This is a genomic window from Paractinoplanes maris (assembly GCF_023544465.1).
GTDB lineage: Bacteria > Actinomycetota > Actinomycetes > Mycobacteriales > Micromonosporaceae > Actinoplanes > Actinoplanes maris.
This window is the reverse complement of sequence record NZ_JALPVL010000001.1, coordinates 313,096-335,032: the sequence shown is the minus strand read 5'-3', so window position 1 is coordinate 335,032 and position 21,937 is coordinate 313,096. Positions and strand designations below refer to the sequence as shown.

Genomic DNA, 21,937 nt, shown 5'->3' with positions numbered 1-21,937 from the left:
GAGGCGCACTGTGCGGCGAAGCGTGGGCAATGTCGTGGTCGAGGGTTCAGGTCGGTCGATTCTGGTGCTGCACGGCGGGATGGGAGATCTGGACAGCTGGGCCCGGGTGACCGACCGGCTGCACGACCGGTTCCGGGTCGCTCGGCTCCTCCGGCGGCAATACCGGCTGGACGAGCCGGGCCGGGTCACCATGGCGCAGGAGGTCGCCGCGGTGCGCGAGGTCGCGGCGGTCCTCGACCGGCCGGTGCTGGTGGGCCATTCGTCGGGTGGGGTGCTGGCGCTCGAGGCGCTGGTCGCCGATCCGGAGCTTTACTCGGCGGCGGTGCTCTACGAGCCGCCGATCGTGCTCGACTCGCCGCTGGGCGGGGAGAGCATGGGGCGGGCGCGGGTGGCGATCGAGGCCGGCAAGCCGGGCACGGCGTTCGCCATCTTCCTGCGGGAGGTGGCCGGTCTGCGGTCGCCGATGGTGGGGATGGCGAAGTTCGTCATGAACCGGCAGGGCGACCGGGTCGGGCCGCTGGTGGAGCGGCAACTCGACGACAACGACGCCATCGACGCGCTCGGGTGCCGGCTGGAGGCGTACGGGAAAATCGCGGTGCCAGTCCTGCTGCTCGAGGGCGAACGCAGCCCACAACACCTGCACGAACGACTCGACGCGCTGGCGCGGGTGCTGCCGCGGGCGAGCCGCGTGGTCCTGCCCCGCCAGGGCCACCGCCGAACGCACCGCCCCCACCGAGGTTGCCCAGGCGATCGCCGTCTTTCTGGCCGATCCCCACCCGTCTGCTCGGCAGGTACCCCCAAGGGGTATAGGGTAGGGGTATGGAGCGGGTGATTGAGCTGGAGATCGGTGGGATGACGTGTGCGGCTTGCGCCAATCGCATCGAGAAGAAGCTGAACCGGATCGACGGGGTCACCGCGACGGTGAACTACGCGACCGAGAAGGCCCGCGCGACCGTCCCGGCCGCGCTCGGCGCCGCTGACCTGATCGCGGTGGTGGAGAAGACCGGATACACGGCGGCTGAGCCGATGCCCGAGCCGGCCGAGACCGCCGCCGCGCCGGGGCGGGACACGCTTCGCGACCGGTTGCTGATCTCGGCGGCGCTCAGTGTGCCCGTCATCGTGCTGGCGATGGTGCCCGCCTGGCAGTTCGACTATTGGCAGTGGCTGTCCCTGACGTTGGCCGCGCCGGTTGTCGTCTACGGCGGCTGGCCTTTCCACCGGTCGGCCTTCGTCAACCTGCGGCACGGCGCGGCGACCATGGACACGCTCGTCTCGATGGGCACGCTGGCCGCGTTCGGCTGGTCGGTGTGGGCGCTGTTCCTGGGCGACGCGGGCATGCCCGGCATGACGCACCCGTTCTCGCTGACCGCGCGCCAGGGCGACGCCATCTATCTCGAGGCGGCCGCCGGTGTCACCACGTTCCTGCTGGCCGGGCGCTATCTGGAGGCCCGGGCCAAGCGGCACGCGGGCGACGCCCTGCGGTCGCTGCTCGAGCTGGGGGCCAAACACGTCACGGTTGTCGAGAACGGCATCGAGCGGGTCGTCCCCGCGGGCGATCTCACGCCGGGTGCGCTTTTCCTCGTACGCCCGGGGGAGAAGGTCGCCACGGACGGTGTGGTCGAGGAGGGCGCGTCGGCCCTGGACGTCAGCCTGCTGACCGGCGAGTCGGTGCCGGTGGAGGTACGCCCGGGTGACCCGGTCACCGGGGCCACCATCAACGCCGGCGGGCGGCTGCTCGTGCGGGCCACCCGGGTCGGCGCCGACACCCAGCTGGCGCAGATGGCCCGGCTGGTCGAGGAGGCGCAGAACGGCAAGGCGGCCGTGCAGCGCCTGGCCGACCGCGTCTCGGGTGTCTTCGTGCCGATCGTGATCGCACTGGCCCTCGGGACGCTCGGCTACTGGCTCGGCACGGGCGGCGGCGCGACGAACGCGTTCACCGCCGCGGTCGCCGTGCTGATCATCGCCTGCCCGTGTGCTCTGGGGCTCGCCACGCCGACCGCGCTGCTGGTCGGGACCGGGCGCGGGGCCCAGATGGGCATCCTGATCCGCGGGGTCGAGGCGCTGGAGTCGACCCGCAAGGTCGACACGATCGTGCTCGACAAGACGGGCACGGTGACGACCGGGCAGATGTCGGTGTCGTCGGTCGTGCCGGCCACCGCCGCCGGGACGTCGGAGGCGGAGCTGCTGCGACTGGCGGCGGCGGTCGAGGCGGCGTCGGAGCATCCGATCGGCCGGGCCATCGCCGCCGCCGTGCCGGCGCCATCGCTCCCGGCCGTCCAGGACTTCCGGGCCACGGCCGGGGTCGGGGTGCACGGGATGGTCGAGGGGCGCCGGATCGCGGTGGCGGCGGGCGCCCCGGAGGGCACGGACGACGCGGCGACCTGGGTCTCGGTGAGCGCGGACGGGCAGGTGCTCGGGTGGATCGCGCTGGCCGACTCGGTGCGGCCGACGAGCAAGGCCGCGGTGGCCGCCCTGCGCCGCCTCGGGCTCACGCCGATGCTCGTCACGGGGGATTCCCCGGCGGTGGCGGCGCACGTGGCGGCCGAGGTCGGGATCACCGAGGTCGAGGCCGGGGTGCTGCCGTCGGGCAAGGTCGACGTGGTCAAGCAGTTGCAGGCCCGGGGGCGCTCGGTGGCCATGGTCGGCGACGGTGTCAACGACGCGGCGGCGCTGGCCCAGGCCGATCTCGGGCTCGCGATGGGCGCGGGCACCGACGTCGCCATCCAGGCCTCCGACCTGACGCTCGTCCGCGGGGATCTGACCGCCGCGGTGGACGCCGTCCGGCTGTCCCGGCGCACTCTCGGGATCATCCGCGGGAATCTGTTCTGGGCGTTCGCCTACAACGTGGCCGGTCTGCCGCTGGCCGCGGCCGGCCTGCTCAACCCGATGATCGCGGGCGGGGCGATGGCTTTCAGCTCGGTCTTCGTCGTGCTCAACAGCCTGCGCCTGCGAAGCTTCCGGGCGGCCGAACGCCTGAACGCCTGAACGCCTGAACGCCCGACCGGGCGGAACGCAGCGTGAGCCGGGTCGCGGCGGATTGCTCCCGAAATCCTGTGCCGCGCCCGGCTCACTGTCTGCGTCGCGAGGACTCGAACTGGTCCCGAAGGCCGAGTCGATTCGCGACGTCCCCAGACCCACCTGCGGACATGACGCTACGTGCCGGCAGGCGGACGGTGGAAGATTCCGGTGAGCGAAATGGCCGTTCGGGTAGCACCGATCGGGCGACAGATCCGGTTTTTCCCGGACACAGAGGCATAAAGCCCAACAAGCAACTACTCAGCGTAACGTTGACCATGCATTACCAACCGTGATCAGTCATCCTTGCGGACGGTTTCGATCAGGGCGAGCACCTGCCGCAGCGCCGGCCGCAACACCCGCAGCCGGGAGAGCGACACCAGCCGGTCGATCAGCGGAACCGCCCCGTCGATCAGCCGCCGGGTGCGCCGCTGCCCGGGTGATTTGTCGTAGACCCAGAACAGGATCACACCCATCCACCCGAGCCAGAGCAGCTCGGGAAGCTCCTTGCGCAGCTCCGGGTCGAGCTTCGCGGTCGAGCCGTCGACCACGTCGCGGAAGATCGCGATGGCCGCCTCCCGGGCCGGCGACGACTCCCGCGAGAACGGGCTGAGCGGCGAGGACGGCTCGGCCGCCGTCTTGAAGAACGTCGCCGCGAAAGAGTGGTAGGGCGCGTTGACGTCGATGCCCGCGTGCAACACCCCGCGCAGCCGGGGCGCCAGGTCCTTCTCGCCGGCCAGGATCTGCTCGGCGGCGGCGCGGTGGATGGTCTGGTTGCGGTCGTAGAACCCCTGGATCAGGTGTTCCTTGGAGTCGAAGTAGTAATACGCGTTGCCGACCGCGACCCCGGCCTCCTTGGCGATCGCCCGCATGGTCGTCTCGGCGTACCCCCGCTCGCGGAACAGCCGCAGCGCGGTCTCGAGGATCAGTTGCCGCGTCTGCTCCCCGCGCGCCCGGCGAGGCTTCTCCGCGGGCGCGCCCGGCTGCGGCTCGGCGGGTTCAGCGGCAGCGGTCGTCACACCCGTCACCGTAGTACCCCGGCTCGGCGGCGCCCTCGTCAAACCCGGTCGACCGCGTACGCTCCCGGACCGCCGACGCCGCCGCGATGAACCGCCGGGCCGTCGGCAGCAGCGCGGGTGAGCTGATCCGCTCGGCCATCCCGCGGTAGTCCGCGAGCGCCCACAGGCAGGCCACCCACGCGCCGTCCCCCACATAGACCGACCCGTCGTCCCCGATCACGGTCACGTCCCGCAGTGTCGCCCGGTGATCGAGCCCCGGGAACCTCCGCCGGGCCGCCTCGGACCCGGACGGGACGAATTCCAGCGGTACGAGTTGAGCCCGCCCCTCCAGCCAGCGGCGCGCCGCCCGGCAGATCGGGCACCCCGCGTCGTAGAGAACGGTGAAGCCGGTGATCGGCCGGACGGATGGAGCGTGCCCCTCGGTCATGCCCGGGCCGGCGGTGGCGGCTGCTGCGGGTGGAACGGCAGCCGACCGGCCGGCGGCATCGGCGGTACCGGCTGCTGCTGGCGCAGGCGACCACGCCGGTAGCGACCCAGGAAGAACACGTTGAGGAAGTGCAGGACGCCCAGCACGAGCAGCACCAGGCCGACCTTGCCGGACAGCGTCTCCAGGGCCTGGCTGGTGTCGGTGACCGTCTGGCTCGACCGCATGGTCACCGTCACGTAGCCGAGGTTGAGCAGGTAGAAGCCCATCACCAGCAGCTGGTTGATCGCCCGGGCCAGCTTCTCGTCGGCGAAGACGTCGGCCAGGAAGAGCAGCCCGTTGCGGGACAGCGTCGTCGCCACCCACACGGTGAGCCCGACGCTGACCGTCAGATACACCAGGTACATCCACACCTTCGGGTCCATCGGACCACCTTTCTGAACGTGTTCAACTTTGTCTCCCCAGACTAGGCCTGCTAGTTGAACATGTTCAAGTGGTGTGACAAGAACGGCCGGCCCGCGCTGAGCGGACCGGCCGTGGTGAGCGAAGCCGGCTACGCGGGGGTGAGCCCGAGCGCCTCGGCCGCGGCGCGCCCGTTGGCCAGGCTCGCGCCGTGGGTCACGACGAACGCCCGGGCCCGGGCCGGCCGCCAGTCCGACGGCCAGCCCATCTCGACCAGGCCCACCGCGCGGTCCGCGGCGAGCTGCTCGACCAGCGCGCGGCTGGCCGGCTTGCGGTGGGTGTGCCGCCCGACGATCACGATCGGCCGGGCCCCGGCGTGGGCGGCCAGATCCGCCGCCGAGGCGTCGTCGGCGACGATCTCGACCTGCTCGACACCGTCCAGGTGCGGCGCCAGCCCCCACGGCACCCGCCCCTCGGCGATCGAATAGCCCGACACCAGCTGCACCACCAGCGGCGACGACAGCTCGGTGAGCGACCCCTCGACCCGTACCGCCCGGCGGGCGGCGACCAGCCCGAGCTCGTCGTCGTAGCTCAGCAGGGTGCGGTGCTCGGCGGTCCAGGCAGCCAGTGCAGCCGTACGGGAGACCGCCTCCTCCAGGCGGGGCCGGGGAACACCGGCGACGATCCCGGCCACGACCGCCTCGACCAGCGCCGCGTCGACCTGGGCGCCGATGCACAGCAGGTCGGCCCCGGCCGTCAGGGCCCGGACCGCCGCCTGCGGGATGCCCCCGGCCGAGGCCGCGGCACCGGCCATCTCCAGCGCGTCGGTGACGATCGCGCCCCGGAAGCCGAACTCCTCGCGCAGCAGGCCGTGCAGTGCCGCGCGGCTGAACGTGGCCGGGTCGTCCCCGGTCAGGGCGGGCACCCGGATGTGGGCCGACATCACGGCCTGGGCCGTGGCGGCCACCGCGGCGAACGGCGGCAGGTCGCGGCCGCGCAGCACGTCGAGCGAGGCGTCGACGGTCGGCAGTGACAGGTGGGAGTCGCTGACGGTCGCGCCGTGGCCGGGGAAGTGCTTGACGCAGGCGGCCACGCCGGTCGACTGCAGGCCCTCGACGGCGGCGCGGGCGTGCCGGGCGACCAGCCGCGGGTCGGCGCCGAAGGAGCGGGTGCCGATGATCGGGTTGTCCTCGGCCGTGTTGACGTCGACGGTCGGGGCGAGGTCGAGGTTGATGCCCGCCGCGACCAGGTCGGCGCCGATCGCCGCGTACACCGCGCGGGTGAGATCCTCGTCGTCCACCGCCCCCAGGGCCGCGTTCCCCGGGTACGGGCTACCCGTGCGATGGGCGAGCCGGGTGACATCCCCGCCCTCCTCGTCGATCGCGATCAGCGCGTCCGGACGGCCCTCGCGCAGCCGGGCGGTGAGCCGGGCGACCTGCGCGGGGTCGGTCACATTAGTGCCGAACAGCGTGTGACCGGCCAAACCCTCAGTGAGCAGCGTGACCGCCCAATCGGGTGCGGTGCCACCCGGGAAGGCGGCCAGCAGGGTCCCGAGGGCGAGGCGGCGGAGTCCGGGGTCGATCGCCATGGTGTCCTTCCGGTGACGTAAGTCTGGTCTGTACACCCCGCGAGCTGCCATGATCGCTCGGTGCCGGTTCCGTTACGGGCGCCGCTAACCTAATAGGAAACAATCCTAAATACTAGGGGAACCTGCCATGGCCTCCACCCGCCTTCCCGGCACACCCCGGCTGCTGCGCGCGCTCAACGATCGCGCGGCGCTGGAACTGCTGCTCAACCGTGGTCCGCTGACCCGGGCCCAGCTCGGCGAGATGACCGGGCTGAGCAAGGTCACCGCGTCCCAGCTGGTGGAGCGTCTCGAGCAGCGGGGTCTGGTGCGCCGGGTCGGTGAGCAGGCGGGTGGCCGCGGCCCCAACGCCCAGTTGTACGCGGTGACGCCCGGCAGCGCCCACGTCATCGGCGTCGACGTCGGCCCCGATCGGGTGGTCGCGGCCTGCGCCGACATCACCGGATCCATCATCGGCCGGGTCGAGCAGTCCACCAAGGACACCGACGACCCGGTCGGCGTGGTGCACAACGCGGTGGTCCAGGCGGCCACCGACGCCGGCACCGACATGTCCTCCGTACGCCGGGTCGTGCTCGGCACCCCCGGCCTGGTCGACCCGACCAGCGGCGAGATCTCGTTCGCCTGGGACCTGCCCCGCTGGCACCGCGGCCTGCTCGACGACCTGCGCCGTGACCTGCACACCCCGGTCGTGTTCGGCAACGACGTCAACATGGCGGCCGTGGCCGAGTCGAGCACCGGCGCCGCCGCCGGGGTCACCGATTTCGTGCTGATCTGGGCCGGCCGCGGCGTCGGTCTGGCCAGCGTCATCGACGGCCGCCTGCACCAGGGCCACACGGGTGCCGCCGGTGAGATCGGCTATCTGCCGGTGGCCGGGGCCGAGGTGCCGCGGCATCTGGCCCGCAAGGCCTCCAAGGGCGGGGTGCGCGGGGCCTTCCAGAGCATCGCAGGCGCCGACGCGGTCAAGGCGATCGGCAAGAAGTACGGCTTCCGCGGCGCCGAGGCGTCCGACGTGGTCCGTAACGCCGTCGAGGCGGGACCGGCCGGCGAGCCGGTGCTCGACGAACTGGCCGGCCGGCTGGCCCTCGGCGTGGCGGCCACCTGCGTGGTCCTCGACCCACCGCTGGTCGTGCTGGCCGGTGAGGTGTCCCAGGCCGGTGGCCCGGCGCTGGCCGCCCGGGTCGAGAACGAGGTGGCCACCATCACGCTGGTCAATCCCAAAGTGGTCATCACCGGCGTGGCGGCGGAACCGGTGTTGCACGGAGCTCTGCACACCGCGCTCGCCGCCGTACGCGATGAGGTGTTTGGTTCGACCACCGGCTGAGACCGGCGGCGGTGCGTGGTTGGATGGACGCGTGCCAGAGCCTGCCGTGACACAGCCCGACGACGACACCGTGATCGCCTTCGACCGGGTCAGCGTGATCCGTGGCGGGAGCCATCTGGTCCGCAGCCTGTCGTGGCAGGTCGAGCTGGACGAGCGCTGGGTGGTCCTGGGGCCGAACGGCGCCGGCAAGACCACGCTGCTCAACCTGGCGTCGGGTCGTCTGCACCCGTCCCGCGGCACGGCCTGGGTGCTCGGCGAGCGACTCGGCCGCACCGACATCAACGAGCTGCGCACCCGCATCGGCCTCGCCACCGGTCAGTTCGCCGAGCGGGTGCCGGCGGGCGAGCGGGTGCTCGACGTCGTGGTCACCGCTGCCTGGTCGGTGGTCGGGCGCTGGCGGGAGTCGTACGATCCGCAGGACGAGGCCCGCGCCCGCCAGCTGCTCGAGCAGCTCGGCATGGGCCCGCTGGCCGAGCGCGACTTCACCACGCTGAGCGAGGGCGAGCGCAAGCGCACACTGATCGCCCGGGCGCTGATGACCGACCCCGAGCTGATGCTGCTCGACGAGCCCGGCGCCGGGCTCGACCTGGGTGGCCGCGAGGATCTGATCGCCCGGCTCACCGAGCTCGCCCTCGACCCCGACTCGCCGGCCATGGTGCTGGTCACCCATCACGTCGAGGAGATCCCGCCCGGCTTCACCCACGGCCTGCTGCTGCGCGAGGGCACGATCGTCGCGTCCGGGCTGCTGGGTGAGGTGATGACGGCCGAAAATCTCAGCAAGACGTTCGGTCTGCCGCTGGTCGTCGACCGGTTCGGCGACCGTTACGCGGCGCGGGCGGCCTGACGCCATGGCACCGCGGATCGTGGTCGTCGGCAGCGCCAACATGGACCTGGTCGGGCTGGCCCCGCGTCTGCCCCGGCCGGGCGAGACGGTGCTCGGCGACGACTTCGTGATGATGGCCGGCGGCAAGGGGGCCAACCAGGCGATCGCCGCCGCCCGGGCCGGTGGTCAGACAGTCTTCCTCGGTGCCATCGGCTCCGACGCGTTCGGCGTCAACCTGAACGCCCGGCTCAACGGGGCCGGCGTCGACATGCAGCACGTGCGCACCAGCTACGGCCCGTCCGGGGTCGCGGTGATCATGGTCGACCGTGACGGGGAGAACTCGATCCTGGTCGCGCCGGGCGCCAACAACACCTTCGTCGGCCTGACCGAGGCCGAGCAGGCCGCCATCGCCGCCGGTGACGTGCTGTTGTGCCAGCAGGAGATCCCGGTCGAGACGGTGGTGACGGCGGCCCGCACGGCCCGCGCCGGCGGCACCCGCATGATCCTCAACGCGGCACCGGCCCGCGAGCTGCCGGGCGAGCTGCTGGAGAACGTCGACCTGCTGGTGGTGAACGAGGTCGAGGCGCTGATGGTGGCCGGCGGCGACACGATCGACGTGCCCAAGCTGCTCTCGCTCGTGCCGCGGGTGGTGCTCACTCTCGGCGGCGCCGGTTCGCGGTACGCCGATCGCGAGGGCCGGGACGAGACGGTGCCCGCCTTCCCGGTCGAGGTCACCGACACCACCGCGGCCGGCGACGCCTTCACCGGAGCGCTCGCCGTGGCCTGGGGCGAGGGCCGTGACCTGGTCGAGGCGGTGCGCTGGGCCAATGCGGCCGGGGCGGCCTGCGTACGCCGGGTCGGTGCCTCCAACGCGCTGCCCACCCGCGACGAGATCGACGAGGTCTTCCGGGCCGGCTAGGCCCCGGGCTTCAGCGCGCGACCCGGCGGGCCCACAGCACAAGCGGCACCTGCAGCGGCAGCCGTCCGTAAGCCATCGCGCGCCGCGCCCCGGGTGCCCGCCGCGAGTCCACGGCCATCTTGACGTTGGCCGGGAAGACGCCGACGAAGAGCCCGGCCGCGGCCAGGGCGCCGGCCCGGCGGGTCCGCGGGTGGACGATCGCGGCGGCGACGGCCAGCTCGGCTGCCCCGCTCAGATAGGTCCAGGTGCGGGGGCGGCCCGGCAACGACCGCGGCACGATCGAGTCGAACGGGCGGGGCACGGCGAAGTGCAGCACCCCCATGGTCGCGAGCATCCCGGCCAGTGCGGCGGCGTCCTTCTTCATCGGCGAAGCCTACCGGCGGGTAGCCGGCTCGAGCGCGCGCTGGAGGGCCCGGTAGATGCGGCCGAACCGGGCCGCGTCGGGCGTGCTCAGCAGGAGCAGGTCGCCGGTGGGGGTCCGGGCCCAGATCTCGCGGACCCGGGAGCCGCGGTCATAGGAGCGGTCGACCCGCTCGAGCAGCACGTCGGCCAGCGGGGCCACCCCCAGGCCGACCAGCACCCCGCCGCCGATCAGGGCGATCGTGGTGGCGGTGGAGGCGTCGATGATCAGCGCGATCCCGACGGCCAGCAGCCCGACGACGACGGGGGTGAGGATGGCCAGGCCGACGGCGCCGCGCCCGGCGATCGTGCCCCACGACCGCCGGCCACGCGTGTGCCACACCTGGAGCAGCTCACCCAGGCGCAGCTCACGGCCGTTGATCCGGACGCCGGCCGAGGTGATCTGTACGTCCGGGTCCCGGTAGTACGTGGTCATCGTCATTGTTGTACCCGTCGTAGGCTGACCTGAACCAACACTCAGGGAGGCGTGCGTGGGCGAGTTCGTGACGCTGGAGACCACTGACGGCATCGGCATGATCCGGCTGGACCGGCCGCCGATGAACGCTCTGAACACCCAGCTTCAAGAAGAGCTGCGGGCGGCCGCGCATTCCGCGGCCGGCGACGAGCAGATCAAGGCCGTGATCGTGTACGGCGGGGAGAAGGTCTTCGCGGCCGGGGCCGACATCACCGAGTTCACCCAGGTCGGCTATCCGGAGATGGCCGTCCGGGCGGCGGCCCTGTCGAGTGCGTTCGACGCCGTGGCCCGCATCCCCAAGCCGGTCGTGGCCGCGATCACCGGGTACGCCCTGGGCGGCGGTTGCGAGCTGGCCCTGGCCTGCGACTGGCGGGTGGTCGCGCAGGACGCCAAGCTCGGCCAGCCCGAGATCAAGCTGGGCATCATCCCGGGCGCGGGCGGCACCCAGCGGCTCGCGCGGCTGATCGGCCCGGCCCGGGCCAAGGATCTGATCTTCTCGGGCCGCATGGTCGACGCCGAGGAGGCGCTGCGCATCGGACTGGCCGACCGGGTGGTGCCCGCGGCCGAGGTCCATCAGGCGGCGGTCGCGCTCGTTCACCCGTACGTGTCCGGACCCTCCCTGGCCTTGCGGGCCGCCAAGCTGGCCGTGGACGGTGGCCTCAACACCGATCTGGCCTCCGGTCTGGCCCTGGAGTCGCAGCTCTTCGCTGGTCTGTTCGCCACCGACGACCGGATCGAAGGCACCACCGCTTTTGTGGAGAAGCGTAAGCCCACATTTACGGGGCGTTAGCTCTCGACCACATCGACCACTTGCCATAAAGTCCGACAGGTGGAACCGGTTCCGGTCACGCGTAAGGTGCGACGCATCGTGCGCATGGCCGTCGCCCTGGTCGTCGGCCAGGCGATGTTGTGCGCGGTGATCGGCTGGCTGACTCTCGGCCCGGGCCGGTCCGAGCCGACCCGCGCCCCCGGTTCCGCCGTGGTCGACCAGCTGGCGGCGCCGCCGCTGATCGCTCCGGCGGCGCCCACCTCACGCGCCGCCACCACGCCGGCCGCGTCGACGGCGCAGGCCCGCAAGCCGGTGCCGGCCACGACCCGGACGGCTCCGCGCCGGCCCCCGGCCGCCACGACCACCGCCGCGTCCCGATCGCCCGATCCGACGACGCCGCCCTCGACAACCCCGGCCCAGCCCGATCCCGTGGCGATCGTCATCCCGCCGCCGCCTCCCGTGCCGCCGGCCCCGTCGACCGAGCCGTCGCCGATCACCACGACGGCCACCCCGGTGCCCAGCACGTCGTCCGCGCCGGTGCAACAGCCCGTCCGCGTGGGGGACGAATGCCGCCCCGCGGGTGCTTACGGACGAACCCTGAAGGGCGAGCTGGTGCGCTGCCTGCGCGAGTGGGGTCAGCGGCCGCGCTGGAAGATCGTGTAGCCACCGGCACCCCCTAGACTCAGGGGATGGCCATCGACCAAGGTGAGCCGAAGCACGCCCTGGGAGTGGACTTCGGCACCTCGAACACCGTCGCGGTGGCGCGCTGGCCGGACGGTCGCGCGCGGCCGATCCTGCTCGACGGATCGCCGCTGCTGCCCTCGGCCGTCTTCGCCGAGCTCGACGGCACATTGGTGGTCGGCCGGGACGCGGTGCACAGTGCCCGCATCGATCCGGTGCGTTTCGAGCCCAACCCCAAACGCCGCATCGACGACGGGCTGGTCCTGCTGGGCGAGCGGGAGTTCCCGGTGGTCGAGCTGATCTCGGCCGTCCTGGCCCGGGTGGCCGAGGAGTGGCGGCGCGCGGTGGGTCAGGTCACTCCCGACGTGACCCTGACCTGCCCGGCCACCTGGGGTGCGGCCCGCCGCTCGATGCTGGCCGACGCCGCCGCCCGGGCCGGGCTGACCGGCGCCCGGCTGGTCGCCGAGCCGGTCGCCGCGGCCACCTACTTCGCCGAGGTGCTGGGGCGCGACGTGCCGATCGGCTCGGTCGTGGTGGTGCACGACTTCGGCGCCGGCACCTTCGACGCGAGCGTGGTGGCCCGCACGGCGTCCGGCTTCGAGGTGATGGCGGTCGACGGCCGCGACGACATCGGCGGCCTCGACGTGGACGCGGCCATCGTCGAGCATCTGCGCACGAGCGAGTGGCAGCGGCTGCTCGAGCCGACCACCGCCCAGGAGCGACGCGCCCAGCGCCAGCTGTGGGAGGAGGTGCGGGTGGCCAAGGAGCGCCTGTCCCGCGCCCAGTCGGCCGATTTCGTGGTGCCGCTGCTCGACACCGAGGTGCACCTGACCCGCGACGAGCTGGAGAAACTGGCCCGGCCGGTGCTCGAGCAGACCGTCCGGGTCACCAAGGGCCTGCTCGACTGGGCCGACCTGCCCGACGGGCGGCTGGCCGGGGTCTTCCTGGTCGGCGGGGCGAGCCGCATCCCGCTGGTGGCCACCCTGCTGCACCGCGAGCTGGGCGAGGCCCCGGTGGTGATCGAGCAGCCCGAGCTGGTGGTGGCCGAGGGCAGCATCCTGGCCGACGCGGCGATGCTGGCGACCGGGGCCGGGGCGCCCGGCCCCACCTCCGAGCTCCGGCTGGTGTCGACCGGGCGGGCCGAGTCGGCCACCGTACGCGTCGCCACCGCCTCCGTGCGGGTGCCGGGCACCACCGGCCTGCAACCGCCGGTCGACCCCTGGCCCGACGCCGACCACAGCAACTGGGTGGCCGACCCGCACGCGACCGTGCCAACCCCGAAACCGGTGTTCACGCCGTCGCCGGTCTCGTCGCGACCGGTCTCCCCGCCCCAGCACACGCCCCGGCCGGTCTCCGCCTCGCCGACGACCTATCGCCCGCCGACCCAGGTCTCGCAGGCCGTCCGGCGCACCAAGCGCCGCCCGAACAGATTCCTGCGCACGCTGCAGATCCTGGTCAGCATCCTGATGATGATCGCGGTGCCGCTGCTCGCGCTGCTCCTGGCGTACGGCTACGGCAACGGCTCCTCGGTCCAGCAGGACGCGGAGAACCTGATCCGGGACATCGGCGAGCTGCTAGGGATCTGAGAGCCATTCATCTTTCCGGTCGTGCCGGGTAGCGTGCCTACACCGGCAGGCGCGGGCGAGGGGAGCAAGTGGCATGACCGAGGTGGTCGAGGGACACGGCGGCGAGCTGGCACTGGCGGCGCTGCGCGCCTTCGGGGTCGACGAGATGTTCACCCTCTCCGGCGGGCACGTGTTCCCGCTCTACGACGCGGCGCACAAGAGCGGCTTTCCGATCTACGACGTCCGGCACGAGCAGACCGCGGTCTTCGCGGCCGAGGCGGTCGCCAAGTTGCAGCGCCGGCCCGGCCTCGCGGTGCTCACCGCCGGCCCCGGTGTGACCAACGGCATCTCCGGTCTGACCAGCGCGTTCTTCAACGCTTCACCGGTGCTCGTGCTCGGCGGCCGGGCGCCCGCGTTCCGCTGGGGCTCGGGCAGCCTGCAGGAGTTCGACCACGTGCCGCTGGTCGCCCCGGTCACCAAGTACGCGGCCACGGTCGGCGACACCGACGCCATCCCGGGCGAGGTCCGGGCCGCCCTGACCGCCGCGCTCACCGCCCACCGCGGTCCGGCCTTCCTCGACCTGCCGCTCGAGGTCGTCTTCTCGACCGGTGAGGCGTCCGCCCCCGGCGAGCCGGCCGTGCCCGTGCTCGAGGCCGACCCCGACGAGGTGTCCCGGGCCGCCGGCCTGCTCGCCTCGGCTCAGCGACCGGTCATCATCGCGGGGTCGGACGTGTGGGGCGGCGACGCGATCGCCGAGCTGCGGGCGGCCGCCGAGGCGCTGCAGGTGCCGGTCTTCACCAACGGGATGGGTCGCGGCGCGCTGCCGCCGACCCATCCGCTGGCCTTCGCCAAGGCGCGCCGGCCCGCGCTCAACGAGGCCGACGTGGTCTGCGTGATCGGCACCCCGCTCGACTTCCGGCTCGGCTTCGGCGAGTTCGGGGAGGCCCAGGTCGTGCACATCGTCGACGCGCCGACTCAGCGCGCGACCCACGTCGAGACGGCGGTGTCGCCCGCCGGTGACCTGCGCCGGATCCTGGCCGCCATCGCCGAGCACCCGGGTGACCGGGCCGACCACACGGAGTGGATCGCCGGGCTGCGGTCGGCCGAGGACGCGGGCAAGGCGCGCGACGCCGAGGCCATGGCGGCCGAGACCGACCTGATCAAGCCGGCCCGCATCTATGGCGAGCTGCGCAAGGTGCTCGCACCGGACGCGGTGACCATCGGCGACGGCGGTGACTTCGTCTCGTACGCGGGACGGTTCCTGGAGCCGGCTCAGCCCGGCACCTGGCTCGACCCGGGGCCGTACGGATGTCTGGGCACCGGCATGGGCTACGCGATGGGGGCCCGGGTCACCTACCCCGATCGCCAGATCTGCGTGCTCCTCGGTGACGGGGCCGCCGGCTTCTCGCTGATGGACGCGGAATCCCTGGTCCGGCAGGGGCTCCCGGTCGTCATGGTGGTCGGCAACAACGGCATCTGGGGGCTCGAGAAACACCCCATGCGGGCCATGTACGGCTATGACGTCGCGGCCGACCTGCAGCCCGGGCTCCGGTACGACGACGTGGTCAAGGCGCTGGGCGGCGCGGGGGAGACCGTGGAGAAGGCGGCCGAGATCGGCCCGGCCCTCGAGCGTGCCTTCGCCGCCGGGGTGCCCTATCTGGTCAACGTGCTGACCGACCCGGGCGACGCCTATCCCCGCTCCTCGAACCTCGCCTGAGCCGGCCGGTCAGCGCTTGTCGATCAGGGCTTGTCCGGCTCCTGGTTGTTGTTGAGATCCTTCTCCCACTGGGCCAGGGTCTCGCGGTCACGGCGGGACTGCTCGGTGTCGACCGAGCGCAGGAAGTCGGGGTCGTCGTCCGGCGCGGCCGGAGCGCGGCGCCGGCGCGGCACCGTGCCCTCCTCGGGCGCGGGCAGCGGACGGCCCCACAGGAAGTAAGCGAGTGGGCCCAGCAGCGGGATGAGAAGGATCACCAGCACCCACACCAGACGCGGCGCGTTACGCACGCGGGCGGCCGACAGGCAGCTGATCAGCGACAGCACGAAGAGCACCAGCTGCACGGCAGCGAGAAGGATGAACAACCGGACCATGTGGCAATGATGACGCGCGCCGAGCGATCCGGCGACGATCAGAGCATGACAACCGAACTGGCGAGCACGGCGAGGGCGATGGTGGTCAGCGCGTAGGCCGCGATCGTGCGCCGACCGGGGTGCGGCGGACGCCGGCCCAGGCCGCGGGCACGGCGGTAGGCGAGCGCGACCAGCACCGTCCAGCCGAGCGCACTGAGCGCCGCGGTGACCCACTCTCGGGGGCCGGCGTCGGGATGGAAAGCCGGGCGGGCGGCGAGCAGGCCGACGACCGAGGCCGACAGGACCGTACGCCGCCAGGCGAGCCGGGTCCGCTCGGCGGCCGCCCCGTGGTCGGGTGTCCACAGCTCAGTCATCCGGTGGCTCAGTCATCCGGCCGCCTGGATCAGCACCGCGACGATCAGCGCGACCGCGCCCAGGGCGACCGCGACGGCCAGCACGGCCGGGAACCGCGAGCCCGGCAGCTCCTGGCCCAGGCGCATGGCACGCTCCGTGCGGGCCCAGTGGTCGACCGCGCGCAACGCGACCAGTCCGCCCAGCACGAGCAGGACGATGGCCATGATCTCGCGCAGGTGCGGGACGGGCAGGGGCGGCAAAAATTGGGCGACCCCGAGTCCGCCCGCGATCAGCGCCAGGCCGGTGCGGATCCAGGCCAGGAAGGTGCGCTCGTTGGCCAGCGAGAAACGGTAGTCGGGGGTGCGGCCGACCGTCGGAGTCTTCTCCGGGTCGATCCACAACCGCAGCGCGCCGAACACCCAGCGATTATCGACCGGTTCGGTCAAGATGGCGGGCCCACAGGAAGCGGACTTCGTCACTCACGCACGCCTCGCGAGGCCGTCCGCAGCGGCAATAGGGCGAGTCGGCGCTCACCCGGCCATGGGTCTTCAGCGCGGGGGCGGGTCCGCGTGGTAGACGATGTGAGGCGGACGGGGAAAACCCGTCGGCCACCGGAGCGATTGAGCCGGACATTTCGTACACCTCCTGGTATCGACTGTAGCCAGTGAGCAGTCGCGACGGGTGAGGTGAGTCACTCTGGGTGGCCGGCACGCGAAAGCTACCGACGGGTAACCTGTCGGGAGGCGTCCGGCCGCAACGGTGCGTTGACAACAGGAGGTCGTAGGAGCTCGATGAATATCGTCGTACTGGTCAAGCAGGTGCCCGACTCCGGTGCCGAGCGCACCCTGAGCTCTTCGGACAACACGGTCGAGCGTGCCTCGGCCAGCAACGTCATCAACGAGATGGACGAGTACGCCATCGAAGAGGCGTTGAAGATCAAGGAAGCGCATGGTGGCGAGGTCACCGTGCTGACGATGGGCCCGGCGGGCGCGACCGAGTCGATCCGCAAGGCGCTCTCGATGGGCCCCGACAAGGCCGTCCACGTGCAGGACGACGCCCTGCACGGCTCGTGCGCCGTCGCCACGTCCAAGGTGCTGGCCGCCGCTCTCGGCACGCTCAACGCCGACCTGGTGCTCTGCGGCGCCGAGTCGACCGACGGCCGGGTGCAGGTCATGCCGCACATGCTGGCCGAGCGCCTGGGCATCGCCGCGCTGACCGGCGCGCGCAAGCTCACCGTGGAGGGCTCGCAGCTGACCGCCGAGCGGCAGACCGACGAGGGCTACGAGGTCGTCACCGCGCCCACCCCGGCCGTGGTCAGCGTGTGGGACACCATCAACGAGCCGCGCTACCCGTCCTTCAAGGGCATCATGGCCGCCAAGAAGAAGCCGGTGCAGGCGCTCTCGCTGTCCGACCTGGGCATCGACGCCTCCTCGGTCGGCGCGGCCGGCGCGACCAGCGAGGTGCTCGAGTACTCGAAGCGCCCGCCGCGCTCGGCCGGCACCAAGATCACCGATGAGGGCGAGGGCGGCGCGCAGCTGGTCGCCTACCTCACCACCGAGAAATTCGTCTGAGGGGACAGAGAGACATGGCTGAAGTCCTGGTCGTCGTCGAGGCCTCGCCGGCTGCCGGCGTCAAGAAGGTCACCCTCGAGATGCTGACCATCGCCCGTACGATCGGCTCGCCCAGCGCGGTCGTCTTCGGTGACGCCGCCGCGCTCACCGACAAGCTGGCCGAGTACGGCGCCGAGAAGATCTACAACGCCACCGGCGACGACGTCGAGAACTACCTGGTGGCCCCCAAGGCCACCGCGGTCGCCGCGCTCGTCCAGCAGGTGCAGCCGGCCGCGGTGCTGCTGGCCTCCACCCAGGAGGGCAAGGAGATCGCCGGCCGGCTCGCCGTCAAGCTCGACAACGGGCTGCTGACCGACGCGGTCGACGTGGCCGCCGACGGCACCGCCACCCAGGTCGTCTTCGCCGGCGCCGGCATCGTGAAGTCGAAGGTCACCCGTGGCCTGCCGATCGTGACGATCCGCCCCAACTCGACGACGCCCGAGCCGGCCCCGGCCACGCCCGCGATCGAGCCGCTGGCCGTCACGGTCTCCGAGAGCGACAAGCTGACCAAGGTCGTCGAGCGGGTGTCCGAGCAGAAGGGCTCCCGCCCCGAGCTCACCGAGGCCTCGATCGTGGTCTCCGGTGGCCGTGGGGTCGGCAACGCCGACAACTTCAAGCTGGTCGAGGAGCTGGCCGACCTGCTCGGCGCGGCGGTGGGCGCGTCCCGCGCCGCGGTCGACTCCGGCTTCTACCCCCACCAGTTCCAGGTGGGCCAGACCGGCAAGACGGTGTCGCCCCAGCTCTACGTGGCCCTCGGCATCTCGGGCGCCATCCAGCACCGGGCCGGCATGCAGACCTCGAAGACGATCGTCGCGGTCAACAAGGACGCCGAGGCGCCGATCTTCGAGCTGGCCGACTACGGCGTGGTGGGCGACCTGTTCAAGGTCGTACCCCAGGCGGCCGACGAGATCCGCAAGCGCAAGTAACTCCGCTGGTGTGACGAACGGCTCGGTGCCCCGGCGCCGGGCCGTTCGGCGTTTCCGGTGCGAGGCATAAGCTTGGGCACTGATGGCCTACTTGGATCACGCTGCGACCACGCCGATGCTCGACGAGGCCCTGGCGGCATATGTTGCGGCGGCCCGCGAGGTCGGTAACCCCTCGTCCCTGCACGCGGCCGGGCGGCGGGCCCGGCGCCTGGTCGAGGAGTCGCGCGAGCGGATCGCGGCGGCCGTCGGCGCCCGGCCCTCCGAGGTGATCTTCACCAGCGGCGGCACCGAGAGCGACAACCTCGCCGTCAAGGGCCTGTTCTGGGCGCGGCGGGCCGGCTCGCTCAACCGCAGCCGGGTGGTCACCTCCGCGGTCGAGCACCACGCCGTGATGGATTCGGCCGACTGGCTCGGCGCGCACGAGGGGGCCCAGCTGAGCTGGCTGCCGGTCGACAGCGCGGGCCGGGTCGACCCGGCCTCACTGGCGACGGTCCTCGAGACGTACGCCGAAGAAGTCGCCGTCGTCAGCGTGCAGTGGGCCAACAACGAGGTCGGGACGGTGCAACCCGTGGCCGAGCTGGCCCGGCTGGCCGCCGGCGCGGGCATCCCCTTCCACACCGACGCGGTGCAGGCCCTCGGGCAGGTGCCGGTCGACTTCGCGGCCAGCGGCGCCGCCGCCATGACGATCACCGGGCACAAGGTCGGTGGCCCGGTCGGGGTCGGCGCACTGCTGCTCGGCCGCGAGGTGAGCTGCACCCCGCTGCTGCACGGCGGCGGTCAGGAGCGCGATGTGCGCTCGGGCACCCTCGACACGGCCGGGGTGGCGGCCTTCGCCGTGGCCGTCGAGACCGCGGTCAGCAGCCAGGCGGCGTCCGCCCAGCGGGTCGGCGACCTGCGCGACGAGCTCGTGGCCCGGGTCCGGGCCGCGGTGCCCGACGCGATCCTCAACGGCGACCCGGCCGACCGGCTCCCCGGCAACGCGCACTTCAGCTTCCCCGGCTGCGAGGGTGACGCGTTGCTGCTGCTCCTGGACGCCCAGGGCGTCTGCTGCTCGACCGGTTCGGCCTGCTCAGCCGGGGTCGCCCAGCCCAGCCACGTGCTGATCGCGATGGGCGCCGACGACGACCGCGCTCGCTCCTCGCTGCGCTTCACCCTCGGCCACACCAGCACCCTCGGCGACGTCGACGAGCTGCTGGCCGCGCTGCCCGGTGCGGTCGAGCGGGCCCGCCGGGCCACGGCCTGGAAAACCCCGCGCTGACCCCGGATAGGCTGGACCCATGCGAGTTCTTGCGGCCATGTCGGGCGGGGTCGATTCCGCCGTCGCCGCCGCGCGCGCCCACGACGCCGGCCACGACGTCACCGGGGTGCATCTGGCGCTGGCGCGTAACCCCCAGACCTTCCGCACCGGTGCGCGCGGTTGCTGCACGCTGGAAGACTCCCGCGATGCGCGCCGGGCCGCCGACGTGATCGGCATCCCCTTCTACGTGTGGGACATGGCCGAGCAGTTCCACGCCGACGTCGTCGACGACTTCGTCGCGGAGTATGCGGCCGGCCGCACGCCCAACCCCTGCCTGCGCTGCAACGAAAAGATCAAGTTCGAGGCGGTCCTCGACCGGGCCGTCGCGCTCGGCTTCGACGCCGTGGTCACCGGTCACCACGCGCGCCTCGGCGCCGACGGCCGGCTGCGCCGCAGCGTCGACCACGGCAAGGACCAGTCGTACGTTCTGGCCGTGCTCACCCGCGAGCAGCTCGACCGCGCCGTCTTCCCGCTCGGCGACTCGACCAAGGCCCAGGTGCGCGAGGAGGCGGCCCGCCGCGGGCTCGCGGTGGCCGACAAGCCCGACTCGCACGACATCTGCTTCATCGCCGACGGGGACACCCAGGGCTTCCTGCAGCGGCAGCTCGGTGACGCCCCGGGCGACATCGTCGACGGCCGCACCGGCGAGCGGCTGGGCGGCCACAACGGGGCCTACGGCTACACGATCGGCCAGCGCAAGGGCCTCGACCTGCGCGTGCCGGCCGCCGACGGCCGCCCGCGCTACGTCCTGTCGATCACCCCGGTGACCAACACCGTGACCGTCGGCCCCAAGGAAGACCTCGAGGTCGACACGGTGACCGCGTCCCGGGTGATCTGGCACGGCACGCCGACCCCGGTCGAGTGCGACGTGCAGCTGCGGGCCCACGGCGAGGTCGTGCCGGCGGTGGTGACCGTCGAGGGCGAGACGCTGACCGCGCGGCTGGCGACCCCGGCCCGGGGCGTCGCGGCGGGTCAGGCGATCGTGGCCTACCAGCGCTCGGCCGACGGTGACATCGTGCTCGGCTCGGCCACCATGACGGCCGGTGTGGCATCCGAGGCCCTGGTGGCGGCGCGTGCCTGACTTCCCCTGGGCGGCCGGCTCGGCCACCGGCATCGGGTCACTGCCCGGCACCGACATCGCCGAGGCCCAGCGCGTCGTCTTCGGCGAGCTGCCCACCCTGCCCCACCTGGCCGAGCTGCCCGCGCGCGGGCCGGGAGCCGACCTCATCGGCCGCGGCGCCGGCTTCCTGGTCGAGCTGCCGGTGCAGGTCTACACCGGCCGCTGGCAGGTGGCGCCCCGCCCCGGCAAGGACATGCGCCGCACAGCCGACCTGCTGGAACGCGATCTCGACCAGCTCACCGAGCAGGGTCAGAACTACGCCGGCCCGCTCAAACTGCAGTCGGCCGGCCCGTGGACGCTGGCGGCGAACATCGACCGGCCGATCGGCGGGCGGCTGCTGCGCGACCCGGGCGCCGTCCGCGACCTGACCGACTCGCTGGCCGAGGGGCTGCGGCGGCACGTGGACGAGGTCCGCAAACGGCTGCCGCGGGCCGAGGTGCTGCTCCAGCTCGACGAGCCGTCACTGCCGGCCGTCCTGGCCGGTCGGATCTCGACGGAAAGCGGATTCAGCGTCTACCGCACGATCCCCGGCCCCGACGCGGCGACGGCCCTGCGCACGGTGGTGGAGGCGGTGGGGGTGCCGGTCATCGCACACTGCTGCGCCGCGGACGTGCCGCTCCAAGTCTTCCGCGACGCGCGGGTGGCGGCGGTGGCGCTCGACCTGTCGCTGCTCAAAGACCTCGACCCACTGGGCGAGGCGATCGAGGCGGGGCTGGGCCTGTTCGCCGGCGCCGCGCCGACGACCCCGCCACCGGACGGCCGGATCAACGGCAAAATGGTCGCCGACCGCGTCTCGACGATGTGGAAGCGGCTCGCCTTCCCCGCAGCGCAACTCCCGCAGCAAGTGGTGATCACTCCGGCTTGCGGCTTGGCCGGCGCATCGCCGTCCTACGCCCGCGCAGTCCTGACCGCCTGCCACGAGGCCGCCCGCCGACTCGCCGAGGTCTGAGCCACACCACAACCCCGGCCACACCACAGCAACGCAGGCCGAGCGAAGAACGCCGCCCCCGCCCTCGCCCCTCGCCCCCCGCCACAACGCAGGGCCCGCCCTCCCCAGGGGGTCCCCCGCCACTGCCATAAGTGTGGCAAGACCCGCAGGTTCCCGCGACCGGCCCTGTGGACAACTCCGAATTGTGGACGACGGCCGCCCAGGCGCGCCAGGGCCG

The 21,937-nt window shown here is 72.6% G+C and carries 23 protein-coding genes; 14 read left to right on the top strand and 9 right to left on the bottom strand.

The window, feature by feature from the left end:
- Positions 1-10 precede the first annotated feature (10 nt).
- The gene (locus tag NAG42_RS01580) at positions 11-832 is read left to right on the top strand and encodes an alpha/beta fold hydrolase (protein ID WP_250027406.1); all 822 of its coding nucleotides are present in this window, start codon (positions 11-13) and stop codon (positions 830-832) included.
- Positions 820-2,985 (top strand): heavy metal translocating P-type ATPase, encoded by a 2,166-nt coding sequence (locus NAG42_RS01575; protein ID WP_250027405.1) that lies wholly within the window; start codon positions 820-822, stop codon positions 2,983-2,985. Before NAG42_RS01580 ends, NAG42_RS01575 begins: the two co-directional genes overlap by 13 nt.
- Positions 2,986-3,311: 326 nt before the next feature.
- On the opposite strand, the gene NAG42_RS01570 is transcribed toward NAG42_RS01575, so the two are convergent.
- The 4 genes from NAG42_RS01570 to NAG42_RS01555 all read right to left on the bottom strand — a co-directional run bounded on the left by NAG42_RS01570 (position 3,312) and on the right by NAG42_RS01555 (position 6,448).
- Complete coding sequence (locus NAG42_RS01570) at positions 3,312-4,034, bottom strand: TetR/AcrR family transcriptional regulator (protein ID WP_250027404.1); 723 nt, start codon at positions 4,032-4,034, stop codon at positions 3,312-3,314.
- Complete coding sequence (locus NAG42_RS01565; protein ID WP_250027403.1) at positions 4,015-4,461, bottom strand: thiol-disulfide oxidoreductase DCC family protein; 447 nt, start codon at positions 4,459-4,461, stop codon at positions 4,015-4,017. The genes NAG42_RS01570 and NAG42_RS01565 overlap by 20 nt, the downstream gene beginning before the upstream one ends.
- Complete coding sequence (locus NAG42_RS01560; protein ID WP_250027402.1) at positions 4,458-4,883, bottom strand: hypothetical protein; 426 nt, start codon at positions 4,881-4,883, stop codon at positions 4,458-4,460. Before NAG42_RS01560 ends, NAG42_RS01565 begins: the two co-directional genes overlap by 4 nt.
- A 128-nt stretch (positions 4,884-5,011) precedes the next feature.
- Positions 5,012-6,448 (bottom strand): glycoside hydrolase family 3 protein, encoded by a 1,437-nt coding sequence (locus NAG42_RS01555; RefSeq protein WP_250027401.1) that lies wholly within the window; start codon positions 6,446-6,448, stop codon positions 5,012-5,014.
- Between the two features lie 127 nt (positions 6,449-6,575).
- On the opposite strand from NAG42_RS01555, the gene NAG42_RS01550 reads away from it, so the two are divergent.
- The 3 genes from NAG42_RS01550 to NAG42_RS01540 are packed head-to-tail and all read left to right on the top strand — an operon-like array spanning position 6,576 to position 9,508.
- Positions 6,576-7,766, top strand: coding sequence for an ROK family transcriptional regulator (locus tag NAG42_RS01550; protein WP_250027400.1), 1,191 nt, complete (start codon positions 6,576-6,578; stop codon positions 7,764-7,766).
- The gene (locus tag NAG42_RS01545; RefSeq protein WP_438872336.1) at positions 7,738-8,610 is read left to right on the top strand and encodes an ABC transporter ATP-binding protein; all 873 of its coding nucleotides are present in this window, start codon (positions 7,738-7,740) and stop codon (positions 8,608-8,610) included. The genes NAG42_RS01550 and NAG42_RS01545 overlap by 29 nt, the downstream gene beginning before the upstream one ends.
- A gap of 4 nt (positions 8,611-8,614) precedes the next feature.
- Positions 8,615-9,508 (top strand): ribokinase, encoded by an 894-nt coding sequence (locus NAG42_RS01540; protein ID WP_250027398.1) that lies wholly within the window; start codon positions 8,615-8,617, stop codon positions 9,506-9,508.
- A gap of 10 nt (positions 9,509-9,518) precedes the next feature.
- Here the strand turns inward: NAG42_RS01540 and NAG42_RS01535 are convergent, their stop codons facing one another.
- Complete coding sequence (locus tag NAG42_RS01535; protein ID WP_250027397.1) at positions 9,519-9,872, bottom strand: DoxX family protein; 354 nt, start codon at positions 9,870-9,872, stop codon at positions 9,519-9,521.
- Between the two features lie 9 nt (positions 9,873-9,881).
- On the bottom strand, positions 9,882-10,343 hold the full coding sequence (locus NAG42_RS01530) for a DUF6232 family protein (RefSeq protein WP_250027396.1): 462 nt from the start codon (positions 10,341-10,343) through the stop codon (positions 9,882-9,884).
- Positions 10,344-10,398: 55 nt separating this feature from the next.
- On the opposite strand from NAG42_RS01530, the gene NAG42_RS01525 reads away from it, so the two are divergent.
- The 4 genes from NAG42_RS01525 to NAG42_RS01510 all read left to right on the top strand — a co-directional run bounded on the left by NAG42_RS01525 (position 10,399) and on the right by NAG42_RS01510 (position 15,114).
- Positions 10,399-11,172 carry an enoyl-CoA hydratase/isomerase family protein gene (locus NAG42_RS01525; protein WP_250027395.1) on the top strand — a complete coding sequence of 258 codons (774 nt, stop codon included), beginning with the start codon at positions 10,399-10,401 and terminating at the stop codon, positions 11,170-11,172.
- A 39-nt stretch (positions 11,173-11,211) separates the two neighbouring features.
- A complete protein-coding gene (locus NAG42_RS01520) occupies positions 11,212-11,814 on the top strand; it encodes a hypothetical protein (protein ID WP_250027394.1) in 603 nt (200 codons plus the stop codon).
- Positions 11,815-11,840: 26 nt separating this feature from the next.
- Entirely contained in the window at positions 11,841-13,418 is a 1,578-nt protein-coding gene (locus NAG42_RS01515; RefSeq protein WP_250027393.1) for an Hsp70 family protein, read from the top strand.
- 73 nt (positions 13,419-13,491) lie between these two features.
- Positions 13,492-15,114 carry an acetolactate synthase gene (locus NAG42_RS01510; protein WP_250027392.1) on the top strand — a complete coding sequence of 541 codons (1,623 nt, stop codon included), beginning with the start codon at positions 13,492-13,494 and terminating at the stop codon, positions 15,112-15,114.
- A 23-nt stretch (positions 15,115-15,137) separates the two neighbouring features.
- Here NAG42_RS01510 and NAG42_RS01505 read toward each other — a convergent pair whose 3' ends face one another.
- Genes NAG42_RS01505 through NAG42_RS01495 form a run of 3 tightly spaced genes read right to left on the bottom strand, consistent with a single transcriptional unit; the run spans position 15,138 to position 16,237 of the window.
- Positions 15,138-15,485, bottom strand: a complete 348-nt coding sequence (locus tag NAG42_RS01505; protein WP_250027391.1) for a PLDc N-terminal domain-containing protein — start codon at positions 15,483-15,485, stop codon at positions 15,138-15,140.
- Positions 15,486-15,523: 38 nt separating this feature from the next.
- The gene (locus NAG42_RS01500) at positions 15,524-15,838 is read right to left on the bottom strand and encodes a DUF202 domain-containing protein (protein WP_250027390.1); all 315 of its coding nucleotides are present in this window, start codon (positions 15,836-15,838) and stop codon (positions 15,524-15,526) included.
- A 12-nt stretch (positions 15,839-15,850) separates the two neighbouring features.
- Positions 15,851-16,237, bottom strand: coding sequence for a YidH family protein (locus NAG42_RS01495; RefSeq protein ID WP_250027389.1), 387 nt, complete (start codon positions 16,235-16,237; stop codon positions 15,851-15,853).
- A 372-nt stretch (positions 16,238-16,609) separates the two neighbouring features.
- On the opposite strand from NAG42_RS01495, the gene NAG42_RS01490 reads away from it, so the two are divergent.
- The 5 genes from NAG42_RS01490 (at position 16,610) to NAG42_RS01470 (ending at position 21,720) form a co-directional block, all read left to right on the top strand.
- On the top strand, positions 16,610-17,389 hold the full coding sequence (locus NAG42_RS01490; protein WP_250027388.1) for an electron transfer flavoprotein subunit beta/FixA family protein: 780 nt from the start codon (positions 16,610-16,612) through the stop codon (positions 17,387-17,389).
- A gap of 14 nt (positions 17,390-17,403) precedes the next feature.
- A complete protein-coding gene (locus NAG42_RS01485) occupies positions 17,404-18,354 on the top strand; it encodes an electron transfer flavoprotein subunit alpha/FixB family protein (RefSeq protein ID WP_250027387.1) in 951 nt (316 codons plus the stop codon).
- An 82-nt stretch (positions 18,355-18,436) separates the two neighbouring features.
- A complete protein-coding gene (locus tag NAG42_RS01480) occupies positions 18,437-19,612 on the top strand; it encodes a cysteine desulfurase family protein (protein ID WP_250027386.1) in 1,176 nt (391 codons plus the stop codon).
- Between the two features lie 19 nt (positions 19,613-19,631).
- Entirely contained in the window at positions 19,632-20,732 is a 1,101-nt protein-coding gene (gene mnmA / locus NAG42_RS01475) for a tRNA 2-thiouridine(34) synthase MnmA (protein ID WP_250027385.1), read from the top strand.
- Positions 20,725-21,720, top strand: a complete 996-nt coding sequence (locus NAG42_RS01470) for a uroporphyrinogen decarboxylase/cobalamine-independent methonine synthase family protein (protein WP_250027384.1) — start codon at positions 20,725-20,727, stop codon at positions 21,718-21,720. The genes mnmA and NAG42_RS01470 overlap by 8 nt, the downstream gene beginning before the upstream one ends.
- The last annotated feature ends 217 nt before the right edge of the window (positions 21,721-21,937 follow it).